The following is a 12,756-nucleotide window of genomic DNA, read 5'->3' on the forward strand; positions in this document are numbered from 1 at the left end:
CTACTCGGCTGCGGGGAGTTCCAGGCGGGGGAAGAGGGCGGGGGGCTTGCTGATGGCGCGGCCGGTGAGGTCGGCGAGCCACGCGTCTGCGGCGGGGACGCTCTCGGCCTTCTCGCCGAGGGCCTCGAGGATCGCGGCGCTGGGCACGGGCAGGTACGGCTGGATGAGGCCGCCGAGCTGCCGGATGGCGCCGACGAGGTGGTGCAGCGTGGTGTCGAGCAGGGCCTCGGACTCGGGGGTACCGGCCTTGGCGAGGTGCCAGGGGGCGCGCTCGTCGACGTAGGCGTTGGTGCGCCGGACGAGGTCCCACACCTTGGTCAGGGCCTCGCGGTGGTCGTAGCGGACCATCGCCTCGAGGGAGTCGCGGGCGCTGACGGCGACCTGCTCGGCGAGGGACAGCTCGGGCGCCTCGACGGGGCCGGGCGCCGGGACGACGCCCTCGCGGTAGCGCTGGGTCATGCTGGTGACGCGGCTGACGAGGTTGCCGAGGCCGTTGGCCAGGTCGGTGTTGTAGCGCGAGACCAAGCGCTCCTCGCTGAAGTCGCCGTCGCCGAAGGGCGAGAAGTCGGCGAGCAGGAAGTAGCGGATCGCGTTGACGCCGAACTGCTCGACGAGGGCGACCGGGTCGACGGCGTTGCCGAGGGACTTGCCGATCTTGCGACCGCCCGCGGTGATGTAGCCGTGCACCACGATCTCGGTGGGCAGCGGCAGGCCCGCGGACATGAGCATGGCGGGCCAGTACACGGCGTGGAACCGGGTGACGCCCTTGCCGACCACGTGCACGCGGTCCTCGGCCTCGACCCAGTACTTGCGCCAGTTCTCGTCGTCGCGGAACCAGCCGAGGGCGTTGGTGTAGTTGGTCAGCGCGTCGATCCAGACGTACATGACCTGGCTGTCGTCGCCCGGGACCGGGATGCCCCAGCCGCGCGCGCGGGCCATCGAGCGGGAGATGCTGATGTCCTCAAGACCGGCGCGGACGAAGCTGGTCACCTCGTTGCGGCGGGTCTCCGGGACGATCTTGATCTCGCCGGACTCCAGCGCCGCGAGCAGGCGGTCGCCGTAGCGGGAGAGCTTGAAGAAGTAGTTGGTCTCGCTGACCAGCTCGGGCACGGTGAGGTGCTCCGGGCACTTGCCGTCGACGAGCTCGTCCTCGCCGTAGAACTGCTCGCAGCCCACGCAGTACAGGCCGGAGTACTCCTTGGTGTAGATGTCGCCGCTGGCGGCCATCCGGCGCCAGATCTCCACGGCGCCGTCGATGTGGTCCTGGTCGACGCTGGTCCGGATGAACCGGGTGAGGCCGACCTCCAGGCGCCTCATCAGCTCCTCGAAGAAGACCACGTTGCTCGCGACCAGCTCCTCGGCCGAGACACCGGCCTTCTCGGCGGCGAGCACGTTCTTCAGCGCGTTCTCGTCGGAGCCGCTGAGCACGTAGACGTCCTGGCCGCGCATGGCCATGTGCCGGGCGAACGCGTCCGTCTGGACCCACTCCAGCGCGTGGCCCAGGTGCGGGCTGGCGTTGACGTAGGGAATCGTCGTGGAGATGAAGGACGCGCCGGACATGGTCTCCCCAGCATTTGGTTGAGCAAGAGCGGGTCGTCACCCAGTTTAGTGGCATCCCGTCACGCGGATTTTCCGCAGGTCAGCCCAGAGCTGCCAGCACCGCCTCGCCCCTGGCCGAGAGCCGGTAGCCCACGGCGAGGCTTTCGGTCAGCCCCAGCTCCTTCAGCTTGCGAACGTCCACTTTGAACAGTCGCGTCTCCCGGCCCCGGAGTTCGGCGAGGCAGGCGGCGGGCTCCCCCGGGTTCTCCGCGATCAGGCGGAGCACGGCGAGCGTCCACGCGCCGTGCGTGCTCGCGGAGTCGAAGCGGTCGAGCCGGGCGCGGATCTCGGTCAGCTCGGCAGGGATCGGAGCCCGCTCGCGCAGGGCCACGCGCGGGTCGGCGCCAGCGAGCCGGACCTGGACGCGGTAGATCTCCCCCGACCGCCGCTCCAGCTCGGCCAGCAGTGACGCGCGCGAGGAGTACCCGGCGCGGCGCGCGGCCTCGGCGGAGATCTCCGTCAGCGCGACGACCTCGACGGCCACGAACTCGACGACACCGGCGGCGGTGCGCTGACTGCCTCCGGTGCGCGCGGCGGGCTTGGTCCGCCTGCGAAACGCCAGGTCGGCCTCTCCGTGCACGAGGGCGTCGAGAAACCGTTGGGGGAACAACACGCGCTGCTCCTTCCAGCTCTATGAACCGCTCATCGGGGCCGCTACCTTCCGACCGCATGAGGTGGTTGCCCCTGAGTGTCGCCCTGCTCGCGCTGGCTCCGCTGCCCGCAGTGGCCGCCGAGTCACCATGGCAGCTGACACCGACGAACACCGAAGCGCGCTTCCGGGGCCTGTCGGCGGTGAGTGACCGCGTGGCGTGGGCGGGCGGCAGCGGCGGGGTCGTGCTGCGCACCGTCGACGGCGGGCGCGCGTGGCAACGGGTCGGTCCGCCCGGCACCAGCGCGCTCCAGTTCCGCGACATCCACGCCTTCGACGCGGACCGCGCGGTCGTGCTGTCGATCGGCGAGGGTACGGACTCCCGCGTGTACCGGACCTCGGACGGCGGGCGGAGCTGGCAGCTGGCCTTCCAGAACCCCGAGCCGAAGGCGTTCTACGACTGCCTCACGTTCTTCGACTCGCGCAACGGCATCGCGCTGAGCGACCCGGTGGGCGGGAAGTTCCGCATTCTGTCCACTTCGGACAGTGGGCGGAGCTGGAAAGTCCTGTCCGACAAGGGAATGCCACCAGCATTGGAGAAGGAGGCAGCATTCGCGGCGAGCGGGCAGTGCCTGGTCTCCTCCGGCCGCCGGGACGCGTGGTTCGCCACGGGCGGCGGGGCGAAGTCTCGGGTCTTCCACTCCGAGGACCGTGGACGCACTTGGCGCGTAACGGAATCACCGGTCGCGGCGAGCGAGAGCGCCGGGATCTTCGGGATGGCCTTCACCGGCAGGCGCGAGGGGATCGCGGTCGGCGGGGACTTCGCGAACGCGGCCGGCAAGAGCACCGTCGCGCTGACCGGTGACGGCGGCCGCACCTGGCAGGCGGGGCCGACCCAGCTCGGCGGATACCGGTCGGGGATCGCCGTCCGGCCGAGGTCGGTGGTCGCGGTCGGGCCGACCGGCAGCGACGTGAGCCGGGACGGCGGGCGGAGCTGGACGCACCTGGACGCCGGGAGCTTCGACACCGTCGACTGCACCGCCGACGGCGCCTGCTGGGCTTCCGGGGAGCGCGGGCGGATCGCGCGGCTGAGCTACCGGTTGCCGTAAGCGCGCGATTCCTGCACGGCGCGTTCTGCGGGATTGCGCAGCAATGACGCGCCGAGCGGAGTGAGCGTGTGCAGCACGGCGCTGCCGTAGCGGCGGCTGGTCACCAGACCGGCGTTGCGCAGAATTGTCGCGTGCTGGCTGGCCGAGGCCGGGGAAATGTTCATCCGCCGCGCCAGCTCGCTGGTCGTGTGCCCCGCCGCGACCGCTTCGAGGACTCCGGCGCGGGTGCTGCCGAGCAGCGCCGCGAGCGCGCGTTCGCCGTCGTTGCGCGCGCGCCGCGAATCGTCGCCGATCCACCTGGCGTCGCGTTCCACTGGGTAGACGAGCACCGGCGTCAGCGTCGGGTCCATCAGCGAGACCGGGTACTGGTAGCAGAAGAACGACGGCAGCAGGAGGAGCCCCCTGCCGTCCAAGCGCAGCTCCTGGTCCACCGGGTACTCGACCTCCAGGATCGGGTACGACCAGCGCATCATCGGCCTCAGCCCGGACAGCAGGCCCTCCGCGCCCGCGTCGAGCACGGTGCGGGCGCGGACCGCGCGGTCGGAGTCCACGCACGCCTGCAGGCGCGACTGGTACGGCGCGAGCGCGACCTCGTGGTAGGTGACGATCGCCGAGGTCAGCCGCCGCAGCACCTCCCGGTCGCCCTCCGCGAGCGCGCTGACCCACGACGGCAGCTGGTAGCGGTTGTCCAGCAGGTCCAGTTCGGCGCGCAGGCGCTGCTTGGGCGTGCTGAGGATCGCCTCGATGCCCGCGCGCAGGCCCTGCGAGCCGTTGGTGGGCGTGAGGAAGTCCGGGAAGTAGCCGCGCGGTGGCAGCAGCGGGAGCAGCAACCGCAGCTGGTCGAGCAGGCTGGGCTGGGTGAAGGCGGAGCGGACCTGGTGCCGCCAGCCGTCGAAGACCGCGTCGCTGTCCCGCGCGAGCAGGCGCTGCACGCTCAGCACCGTTTCCCACAGTGGGTCCGGTGCCGCGGCGACGCGCGTCCTGCCCAGGTCCTCCGCGGTGAAGTGGATGCGCAGCATGGTGACTCCCGTTCTCCCCGGCGAACTGGAATCTGAAGACAGTCACACGGTTTCCGAAGAGTCAACAGTGGCGGACAAGACCTCGATGCGCGAGTCGCCGCTTGCGCCGAACGGAGCAAATCGGAATCGAATTACTCGCGCGTTCTTCGATCAGCCTTGAAGGGGGGCGCACGAAAGCGCCGACAGGGGCGAACCTGATTCACGTGTGAGGCCACTCACACTCCGTGATCACCCCCTGCAACCACGGAGCACAGAATGATCAAACGATTGGCGTCCCTGGTGGTCGTCGCCTCGGCGGCCATGTCCCTCGTCTCGGGCGGCACCGTTTCCGCCGCGCCCGCGACCCCGGCCAGCAAGGCCGAGGCCTCGGCGGGCTCGGTCAACGCCCTCTCCAGCAAGGTCCTCAACCACACCTGGTACGGCCAGGAGACGTGGTACTGGTGCGGCCCCGGCTCGGCCAAGATGGCCATCGCCACCCGGCGCACGCCGCCCAGCCAGCAGCAGCTGGCGAACTACATGGGCACGACGCAGAACGGGACCAACCACATCGGTCTCGTCCGCAACGCGCTGAACTACTACATCGGCACGAGCTGGTTCGAGGTCAAGAACCTGCCCGACCCGCCGTCGCAGGCCCAGCGCGACCGCCTGCAGTACGACCTGGTGCTCAACGTGAACAACAACTTCCCGATGGTCGCCAACGTGGTCAGCGGCTGGCGCCCGCCCGGCTACCCCGGCGGCACGATCTACCACTACGTCGCCGTCGTCGGCTACCGCTCCGGTGGTGCCGAGGCCCTCATCGCCGACCCGGCCGCCGCCGGGGCCGGAGGTGGGAGCTGGAACAACGTCCCGCGCACCTACTGGATCAGCACCCACAACCTGGGCACCTGGATCGGCGGAAAGGGCTACACCGCCTGAGTTCGCGACGGGCTCCACAGTGGACGGCAGTCCGCGTCCACTGTGGAGCCGATCGCCCGTCCCTGCCGGACACGAACTCAACCGGAGTGGTCATGATCCGCCGTAGAGCCGCCGTCGTGGCGGCGGTTTCCCTCGCAGCAACGGTGTTCGCGGCCCCTGCGCACGCGAACGCCACCGAGAAGACGCTCACCCACGAGTGGCAGGGCCAGCAGCAGACGGGCTGGGCCGACGCCGCCGCACTGCGGGTCGCGGTGAGCCCGCGCGTCAAGCCCGTGCCCAGCCAGCAGAAGCTGCACGGGCTCCTGGGGTCACCGATCGTCGGCGACCCCGGGACGCGCATGAGGCGCGCGGTGAACCAGGCCCTGCGCACGTCCTGGTTCGAGCTCAAGCCGATCAGCGGCCAGCTGTCGCGCGACGTCGTTCTCAACATCAACAACAACTACCCGGTGATCGTGCACCTCGCCGACGGCTGGCACCCGTCGGGTCCGCGGGGTGGGCACCACGTCACGGTCGTCGGCTACCGGTCGGGTGGGGCGGAGGTCCTGGTGGCCGACGCCTCGGCCGAGGGAACGGGCGGGCCCGGCTGGGAGACCGTTCCCCGGACTCGCTGGCTGACCGCCGAAGCCCTCACCTCCCTGGTGGACAACTACATCTCGTAGTCCCGTACGTCCTTCGCGGACGTCATCAGCAACGGAGACTCAACATGATCAAACGACTGGCAACCCTGCTGCTCGTCGGTGCGTCGACCATGACGCTCATCGCCGCCGGTACCGCGAACGCCGCCCCTGACGCGGCTTCGGAGGGCGTTGTCGCCCAGGCCGACAACAAGGTGCTCAACTACACCTGGCGCCGCCAGGAGACCGGCTACTGGTGCGGCCCCGGCTCCACGCAGATCGCGTTGAGCACCAGGGTCTCCCCGCCCAGCCAGCAGACGCTGGCCAACTTCATGGGCACCACGGAGAACGGGACCAACCACATCGGGCTCGTCCGCAACGCGCTGAACCACTTCGCGGGCACCACGTGGTTCGAGGCCAAGAACATGGCTGACCCGCCCAGCCAGGGACAGCGGGACCTGCTCCGCCGCGACCTCGTTCTCAACATCGACAACAACTACCCGATCGTCGCGAACGTGGTCAGCGGCTGGCGTCCGCCCGGCTACCCCGGCGGCATGATCTACCACTACGTCGCCGTCGTCGGTTACCGGGCGGGCGGGGCCGAGGCCCTGATCGCGGACCCGGCCGGTGAGGGTTCCGGCGGCGGTGGCTGGGCCAACGTGCCGAGGGCGTACTGGATCAGCACGCACAACCTGGGCACCTGGATCGGCGGAAAGGGTTACGCCGCCTAAGAAAACACGTACATGAGGAAGCCGGGGAGCCCTGACCTCCCCGGCTTCCTCGTGTGCGGTGCCCGCCTCAGGCGGTCGCCAGCGCCTCGGTCGGCGAGAGCTTCGCCGCCTTGCCCGCCGGGAACCAGCCCGCCAGCGATCCGATCAGCACCGAGGCCCCGACCCCGGCTCCGATCGCCACGACAGGCACCGTGATCGGCCACCCGCTGTTGACCGACCACGCGACGCTGATCCCCAACCCGAGCAGGACCCCGAACAACCCGCCCAGCCCGGACAACAGCACCGCCTCGGTGAGGAACTGCGCCCTGATCTGGCCCCGGCCCGCCCCGAGCGCGCGCCGCAACCCGATCTCCGAACGCCGCTCCAGCACGGAGACCACCATGGTGTTGGCCACCCCGACCCCGCCGACCAGCAGCGCGACCGCGCCGAGGCCGAGGAACATGGTGGCGAAGGTGTTCTGCGCGGTGATCTGCGCCTGCAACGCGTCCGACGGCCTGCTGACGCTGACCTCGTTGGGGCTCTGCGGGTTCACCGTTCCCGGCAGCACCTCGCGGACCTGCTCGACACTGTCGTCGTCCGAGCGCTCGTAGACGGTACTGGGGTGGCCGTCGAAGCGGAGCTTCTGCTCGGCGATCTCCCAGCCGACGAGCGCGGCGCGATCCAGCTCCGGCACCAGCTGCACCGGGTCGAGGATGCCGACCACGGTGAACCACTGCGCGCCCAGCCAGACCTGCGTGCCCGGCTTGTCGATGCCCAGGTGCTCGGCGGCCTTGTGCCCCAACACAACGCCGGGGTACTTGGCGATCGCCCCGTTGAGCCACGTTCCACTTCGGACAGACGCGCCGACGGTGTCGAGCAGGTTGAGCTTCGCCGCCAGCACGGAGATCCCGCCGGTCTCCCTGGCGTTGCTGAGATCGGTGCGGAAGACGTTGACGTTGGCCACCGCGCCGGTCCCGCTCGCCTGCCGCACGCCGCCGATCCTGGCGACCATCTCGACCACCTCCTTCGGCAGCCGGGTCTCCTCGCCGAAGAAGGACTTGCCCGCGCCCACCTGGAGCAGGTTCGTGCCGAGCTTGTCCAGCTGCGCCTTGAGCTCCGCCTGGCTGGCCGCGCTGATCCCGAGCACCGCCACCATCGCGGCGACCCCGATCGCGATGCCCAGCGCGGAGAGCACGGCCCGCGTCGGCCTGCCGACCACCCCGGCGAGCCCCGCGCGGACCAGGTCGGCGAGCCCGACCCGCGCCGAGCGCGGCAGCGGGCGCGGTTCCGGCGACGCGCTCGCGGGCCGGTCGATGAGCGTGGTCATGCCGCCTCCCGGAGCGAGGTGTCGTGCCGGATCGTCCCGTCCAGCAGCTCCACCCGGCGCGGCAGCGAGCGGGCGATCTCCTGGTCGTGGGTGATCACCGCGATCGTCGTGCCCTCCGCGTTGAGCTCGTGCAGCAGCGCGAGAACCCCCGCTCCGGAGCGCGAGTCCAGCGCCCCGGTCGGCTCGTCCGCGAGCAGGATGGCCGGTCGCGCCACCAACGCCCGCGCGACGGCCACCCGCTGCTTCTCGCCGCCGGAGAGCTCGGCCGGGCGGTGCTCGACGCGGTGGCCGAGGCCGACCCGCTCCAACGCCTCCAGCGCCCTGCGCCGCCGCTGCGCGCGGCTGAGCCCGTGGTAGAGCAGGCCCGTCTCCACGTTCTGCGCGGCGTTGAGGTGCGGGGTGAGGAAGAACTGCTGGAACACGAAGCCGATCCAGTTCGCGCGCACCGCGGAGAGCTGCCGGTCCGACAGCGCCGCGACGTCGTGCCCGAGCAGCCGCACCACGCCCTCCGACGGCCGGTCCAGCGTGCCCATGAGCTGGAGCATCGTGGACTTGCCGGAGCCGGACGGGCCGACCACCGCGAGCAGTTCGCCCTCCACGATCCGCACCGACGCCTCGCGCAGCGCGCGCACGTCACCGGGGTAGGTCCTGGAGACCCGCTCCATCTCGATCACCGTGGCGAGGGTCGGGTTCGTCATGCCGCGACCTTGATCCTGGCGCCCTCGCGGATGTCCGCGCCGGTCACCTCGACCTTGCCGTTGCCGAACAGGCCCAGCTCGACGCCGACCAGCTTCGTGCTGCCGTCCGGCTGCACCAGCTCCACGCCGTAGCCGCCCTCCGCCAAGCGCAGCAAGGCGTTCAGCGGCACCGCGAGCACGTTCTCCTTGCTCTCGCTGGTGAAGTAGACCGACACCGGCGCCCCGTCGAGCGTGCCCGCCGCGCTCGGGTCGTCGAGCACGACCTCCACGTCGACCGTGGGCGGCGAGCCGCCGAAACCCTTGTCGTCCTCGGCCTTGGTGGCGACGGTGCCGACCGAGGTGATCCGGCCGGGCGCGCGCTTGCCGCCGGGCAGCGCGACCTCGACCTTGGCGCCGTTCTTGGCGACCGACTGCTTGGTCACCGGCATCTTCACCGTGACCACGCGGTCGGTGCTGCTGGCCGTGCCGAGCTTGCCCTGCGCGGGACCGCCGAGCGTGCCGTCCACCTTGGTCATCCGGATGTCGCTCGGCATGATCACCACGTCGCCGACGTCGATCGCGCCGGTCTGCTCGACGCCGAGCGCCTTCTGCCACTTCTTGATCGCCGCGGCCGTGGCGTCGTTGAACTTCTCGTCCGGCGTCTGTTTGAAGAAGCCGAGATCGCGCAGGTTCTGCTCGACGAGCTTGATGTCGGAGCCCTTGTCCACGCCGGAGGAGAGCTTGCGCCACAAGGGAACTCCGCCCCGCCACAGCGGCACCGTGCGGTCGTTGACCGAGTACAGCTGCTGGCCGTGCCGGACGACCTGGCCCTCCTTGGGCAGCGATGTGTAGATGCCGCCGCCGGAGCCGCCCGCCGACACGTCGTAGGTGCCGCCGTAGCCGAGCTTGCCGTCGACCTTCTCCTGCTGCACCAACGTGGTCTTCTCGATCTCGGAGGTGGCCCCCGGCTTGGCCCTGGTGTTGTCGGCCGCCGCTGGATCTCCCCCGCTGAGCAGGGCGACCGCGGTGATCCCACCGGCGGCGAGCACCGCCGCGGCGCCGACGACGACCGCGGCCCTGCGACCGCCGCGCTTCTCGGTCACTTGTCACCACCCGGGCGCACCGCGATCATGCCGCCCTTGCCGTCGCCGCTGCACTTCTTGAACGCGGCCTCCATCTTCTCCTTGTCCCCGTCCAGCGGGATCGCGGCCGCCGTGCCGTCGGCACCGGGGTCGGGGACGTCGATCCCCTGCTCCCGCATGCACTTGGCCCACTTCAGCTGCTCCTCCTTGAACTTCGGGTCGTTGGGGTTGAAGTCCTTGGCGCCGGAGTACTTCTCGCACGCCTTGTCGGCCTTCTTGAACTTCTCGGGGTCGATCTCACCCCGGCCGAGCGTGACCGAGGAACCGCCCTCCCCGAACTCCGGGTCCGGCATGTCGACCCCGTTGTCCCGCATGCATTTCGCGAACTTGAGCATGCGTTCCTTGGGGTCCTTGGGCACGTCCGCGTCATTCTGCGCGGCGGCCTTGTCCTTGTCCCCGCCGAGCGAGGCGACCTTGTTGTCCGGCGCGCCCGAGCACCCGGCCAGCACCAGCGCCGACATCAGGACGGCGCTGACACCAGCGAGCCGCAGTGTTCTCATCGTGTCGCACTCCTCGAATAGCTGACTTCGCCGTCGTCGGCGTTACGGCGACCAGGTCTACGTGGTGGGGTGTTTCGGAAGGTTTTCGTTCGCCGGAAACCTTTCGGAAACCCCGGCCCGTGCAGGGTGGGCGGGTACAACGGAGCGCGTGGAGGACCGGATGAGGGTGTTGGTGGCCGAGGACGAGAAGGTCCTCGCCGACCTGGTCGCATCGGGTCTGCGATCGGAGGCGATGGCCGTCGACGTCGCCTACGACGGGCTCACCGCGCACGAACGGCTCGCCGTGCACGACTACGACGTGGTGGTGCTCGACCGCGACCTGCCGGGCATGCACGGCGACGACATCTGCGGCGAGCTCGCCCGCTCGGCGAGCCGGACCAAGGTGCTGATGCTGACCGCGGCGGGCTCGCTGGACGACCGCGTCGACGGCCTCGAACTCGGCGCCGACGACTACCTGACCAAACCGTTCGAGTACCCCGAGCTGGTGGCGCGGGTGCGCGCGCTCGCCCGCCGGGCCGCTCCCGCGCTGCCGCCCGTGCTCAGCGCGAAGGGCGTCGAGCTGGACGCGGCGCGGCGCCGGGTCACCAGGGACGGCAGGCGGATCGAGCTGACGCCGAAGGAGTTCGCCGTGCTGGAGGTGCTGCTGCGCGCGCAGGGCACGGTGGTCAGCTCCGAACAGCTGCTCCGGCAGGCGTGGGACGAGTTCGCCGACCCGTTCACCAACGCCGTGCGCGTGGCGATGTCGAAACTGCGCGCCAAGCTCGGCGAGCCGCCGGTGATCGAGACCGTTCCCGGCGCCGGCTACCGGATCTGAGGCGTGATGGGACTGCTCCGGCCGACCGTGCGCACCAAGCTGACCGCGCTCTACAGCGGGCTCTTCCTCGCTTCCGGCACGGTGCTGGTGACCGTTGTCTACCTGTTGATGTCGCAGACGATCGGGGACCGGCTGTCGATCGCGGTGGCGAAGTCAGACGTGCCGTCTGAAGTGCTCATGTGGTCGATGAACGGAGCGACGGCCGAGGTCGAGCCCCGTTCGGTCGTCGCGGCGCGACGGGTGGAGTCGTTCACCAGGGACATCGCCACCGTCAGCGCGGACACCGCCCTGTCATCGCTGCTGCTCTACTCCGGGCTGGCGTTGATCTTCATCGCGGCGCTGTCGGTCGCGGCGGGATGGTGGATCTCCGGCCGGGTGCTGCGCCCGCTGCACCAGATCACCGCGACGGCGCAGCGGCTGTCCTCGGCCAACCTGCACGAGCGGATCGCGCTGGCCGGGCCGCGCGACGAGCTGACCGACCTCGCCGGGACCTTCGACACGATGCTCGACCGGTTGCAGCACGCCTTCGACAGCCAGCGCCGGTTCATCGCCAACGCCTCGCACGAGCTGCGCACCCCGCTGGCCATCCAGCGCGCGGCGATCCAGATCGGGCTGAAGGACCCCAGCCGCGAACAGCTCGCCGAGGTCAGCGAGCAGATGCTGGAGGCCAACCGGCGCAGCGAACGGCTCATCGACGGGCTGTTGCTGCTCGCGCGCAGTGATCGCGGCATCGAGAACCGTGTCCCGGTGGAGCTGCACCGGATCGTCACCGATGTCGTGGAGCAGCACGCGTCCGCCGCGGCAGGACGCTCGATCGAGGTCGAGGTGAACGCGGAACCGTTGCTGGTGCTGGGGGATCAGGTGCTGCTGACGCAGTTGGTCACCAACCTCGTCGGCAACGCGGTGCGGCACAACGTGGACGGCGGGCAGATCTGGGTCCGCACCAACGCCCGCAGCGGGCTCCAGGTGGTCAACACCGGCCAGGTGATCGACCCCGCGACCGTCCCACTGCTGTTCGAGCCGTTCCGCAGGGGCAAGGAGCGCACGGGCTCCGCAGACGGCGGCGCCGGGCTCGGCCTGTCGATCGTGTCCTCGATCGCCCAGGCGCACGGCGGTTCCGTCGCGGCCGAGGCCAGGGCGAAGGGCGGCCTGCACGTGCGGGTCACGCTCCCGCTCAGGTCATGAGCTGGTCTCCCGCAGCGCGGCGGCGATCTCGGCGCCGTCCAAGGTGATCCCGGTCGGCTCGACACCGGCGGAGAACCACTCCACCAGGAACTCGAAGGGCTGCTCCGGCGGCAGCGGCCACAACCACAGCAACGCGTAGGTGTGCACCACGTCCTCCTTGACCGTGGCATCGGCCCAGGTGACGCTGAACGACGGCTCCAGCCGCCACGCGCCCTCGCTGTGCCGGTAGCTCGGCCAGCCCCCGCCGTGCTCGACGGCGAGCGTGTCGTCGGCGAACCGGACGGCGAAGCGCGGCGGCTTGGCCGAGCCCGTCAGGCCCGCCCGGATCTGCTCCCACTCCGCGACCGCGAGGCCCTCGGCCCGCGCGGTGACGCTCACCTCGACGTGGCAGCCCTGCGGCGTCGCCCACACCGCGGTGACACCGACCGCGATGTTGTCGGTGCTGGCAACGGCCCGGCGGACCGGGACCACCGTGCCACCCGAGCCCTCGAAGGCGCAGAACGAGTCCATGCCACGACGGTAGCCCCGAAAAGCCCTGCGCAGAGGCCTGCGAAGG

14 protein-coding genes are annotated in these 12,756 nt (G+C 70.6%); 6 read left to right on the top strand and 8 right to left on the bottom strand.

The window, feature by feature from the left end:
- On the bottom strand, window positions 1-1,560 hold the full coding sequence (locus tag CCN37_RS11360; RefSeq protein ID WP_086820700.1) for a methionine--tRNA ligase: 1,560 nt from the start codon (window positions 1,558-1,560) through the stop codon (window positions 1-3).
- Window positions 1,561-1,639: 79 nt separating this feature from the next.
- Window positions 1,640-2,212 (bottom strand): hypothetical protein, encoded by a 573-nt coding sequence (locus CCN37_RS11365; RefSeq protein WP_086820701.1) that lies wholly within the window; start codon window positions 2,210-2,212, stop codon window positions 1,640-1,642.
- A 56-nt stretch (window positions 2,213-2,268) separates the two neighbouring features.
- Between CCN37_RS11365 and CCN37_RS11370 the strand changes: the two genes are divergently transcribed.
- Window positions 2,269-3,297, top strand: a complete 1,029-nt coding sequence (locus CCN37_RS11370) for an oxidoreductase (protein ID WP_086820702.1) — start codon at window positions 2,269-2,271, stop codon at window positions 3,295-3,297.
- Here the strand turns inward: CCN37_RS11370 and CCN37_RS11375 are convergent.
- A complete protein-coding gene (locus CCN37_RS11375; RefSeq protein ID WP_086820703.1) occupies window positions 3,282-4,316 on the bottom strand; it encodes a helix-turn-helix transcriptional regulator in 1,035 nt (344 codons plus the stop codon). The two genes, CCN37_RS11370 and CCN37_RS11375, sit on opposite strands and share 16 nt — an antisense overlap.
- A gap of 255 nt (window positions 4,317-4,571) precedes the next feature.
- Between CCN37_RS11375 and CCN37_RS11380 the strand changes: the two genes are divergently transcribed.
- The 3 genes from CCN37_RS11380 to CCN37_RS11390 all read left to right on the top strand — a co-directional run bounded on the left by CCN37_RS11380 (window position 4,572) and on the right by CCN37_RS11390 (window position 6,576).
- Window positions 4,572-5,231, top strand: coding sequence for a C39 family peptidase (locus tag CCN37_RS11380; protein ID WP_086820704.1), 660 nt, complete (start codon window positions 4,572-4,574; stop codon window positions 5,229-5,231).
- Between the two features lie 92 nt (window positions 5,232-5,323).
- Window positions 5,324-5,890: a C39 family peptidase gene (locus CCN37_RS11385; protein ID WP_143261558.1), complete on the top strand. Its 567-nt coding sequence runs from the start codon at window positions 5,324-5,326 to the stop codon at window positions 5,888-5,890.
- Between the two features lie 44 nt (window positions 5,891-5,934).
- Window positions 5,935-6,576, top strand: a complete 642-nt coding sequence (locus tag CCN37_RS11390; RefSeq protein WP_086820706.1) for a C39 family peptidase — start codon at window positions 5,935-5,937, stop codon at window positions 6,574-6,576.
- A gap of 67 nt (window positions 6,577-6,643) precedes the next feature.
- Here the strand turns inward: CCN37_RS11390 and CCN37_RS11395 are convergent, their stop codons facing one another.
- The 4 genes from CCN37_RS11395 to CCN37_RS11410 are packed head-to-tail and all read right to left on the bottom strand — an operon-like array spanning window position 6,644 to window position 10,201.
- On the bottom strand, window positions 6,644-7,882 hold the full coding sequence (locus CCN37_RS11395) for an ABC transporter permease (protein ID WP_086820707.1): 1,239 nt from the start codon (window positions 7,880-7,882) through the stop codon (window positions 6,644-6,646).
- A complete protein-coding gene (locus CCN37_RS11400; protein ID WP_086820708.1) occupies window positions 7,879-8,580 on the bottom strand; it encodes an ABC transporter ATP-binding protein in 702 nt (233 codons plus the stop codon). Before CCN37_RS11400 ends, CCN37_RS11395 begins: the two co-directional genes overlap by 4 nt.
- Window positions 8,577-9,662, bottom strand: a complete 1,086-nt coding sequence (locus CCN37_RS11405; RefSeq protein ID WP_086820709.1) for a peptidoglycan-binding protein — start codon at window positions 9,660-9,662, stop codon at window positions 8,577-8,579. Before CCN37_RS11405 ends, CCN37_RS11400 begins: the two co-directional genes overlap by 4 nt.
- A complete protein-coding gene (locus tag CCN37_RS11410; RefSeq protein ID WP_086820710.1) occupies window positions 9,659-10,201 on the bottom strand; it encodes a hypothetical protein in 543 nt (180 codons plus the stop codon). The genes CCN37_RS11405 and CCN37_RS11410 overlap by 4 nt, the downstream gene beginning before the upstream one ends.
- A 160-nt stretch (window positions 10,202-10,361) precedes the next feature.
- On the opposite strand from CCN37_RS11410, the gene CCN37_RS11415 reads away from it, so the two are divergent.
- Both CCN37_RS11415 and CCN37_RS11420 read left to right on the top strand, forming a co-directional pair.
- On the top strand, window positions 10,362-11,015 hold the full coding sequence (locus CCN37_RS11415; RefSeq protein ID WP_086820711.1) for a response regulator transcription factor: 654 nt from the start codon (window positions 10,362-10,364) through the stop codon (window positions 11,013-11,015).
- A 6-nt stretch (window positions 11,016-11,021) separates the two neighbouring features.
- Complete coding sequence (locus tag CCN37_RS11420; RefSeq protein WP_086820712.1) at window positions 11,022-12,200, top strand: HAMP domain-containing sensor histidine kinase; 1,179 nt, start codon at window positions 11,022-11,024, stop codon at window positions 12,198-12,200.
- Here the strand turns inward: CCN37_RS11420 and CCN37_RS11425 are convergent.
- On the bottom strand, window positions 12,195-12,710 hold the full coding sequence (locus CCN37_RS11425) for a hypothetical protein (RefSeq protein ID WP_086820713.1): 516 nt from the start codon (window positions 12,708-12,710) through the stop codon (window positions 12,195-12,197). The genes CCN37_RS11420 and CCN37_RS11425 overlap by 6 nt on opposite strands.
- Between the last annotated feature and the right edge of the window lie 46 nt (window positions 12,711-12,756).

Origin of the sequence: Allokutzneria sp. NRRL B-24872, assembly GCF_002155965.1 — a bacterium.
In the GTDB taxonomy this organism is placed as follows: Bacteria; Actinomycetota; Actinomycetes; order Mycobacteriales; family Pseudonocardiaceae; genus Allokutzneria.

Coding starts and splice junctions, on each gene's coding strand:
- CCN37_RS11375 (WP_086820703.1), bottom strand. CDS start 4,316: ATGCTGCGCATCCACTTCACCGCGGAGGACCTGGGCAGGACGCGCGTC.
- CCN37_RS11425 (WP_086820713.1), bottom strand. CDS start 12,710: ATGGACTCGTTCTGCGCCTTCGAGGGCTCGGGTGGCACGGTGGTCCCG.
- CCN37_RS11380 (WP_086820704.1), top strand. CDS start 4,572: ATGATCAAACGATTGGCGTCCCTGGTGGTCGTCGCCTCGGCGGCCATG.
- CCN37_RS11385 (WP_143261558.1), top strand. CDS start 5,324: ATGATCCGCCGTAGAGCCGCCGTCGTGGCGGCGGTTTCCCTCGCAGCA.
- CCN37_RS11410 (WP_086820710.1), bottom strand. CDS start 10,201: ATGAGAACACTGCGGCTCGCTGGTGTCAGCGCCGTCCTGATGTCGGCG.
- CCN37_RS11400 (WP_086820708.1), bottom strand. CDS start 8,580: ATGACGAACCCGACCCTCGCCACGGTGATCGAGATGGAGCGGGTCTCC.
- CCN37_RS11370 (WP_086820702.1), top strand. CDS start 2,269: ATGAGGTGGTTGCCCCTGAGTGTCGCCCTGCTCGCGCTGGCTCCGCTG.
- CCN37_RS11390 (WP_086820706.1), top strand. CDS start 5,935: ATGATCAAACGACTGGCAACCCTGCTGCTCGTCGGTGCGTCGACCATG.
- CCN37_RS11420 (WP_086820712.1), top strand. CDS start 11,022: ATGGGACTGCTCCGGCCGACCGTGCGCACCAAGCTGACCGCGCTCTAC.
- CCN37_RS11395 (WP_086820707.1), bottom strand. CDS start 7,882: ATGACCACGCTCATCGACCGGCCCGCGAGCGCGTCGCCGGAACCGCGC.
- CCN37_RS11415 (WP_086820711.1), top strand. CDS start 10,362: ATGAGGGTGTTGGTGGCCGAGGACGAGAAGGTCCTCGCCGACCTGGTC.
- CCN37_RS11360 (WP_086820700.1), bottom strand. CDS start 1,560: ATGTCCGGCGCGTCCTTCATCTCCACGACGATTCCCTACGTCAACGCC.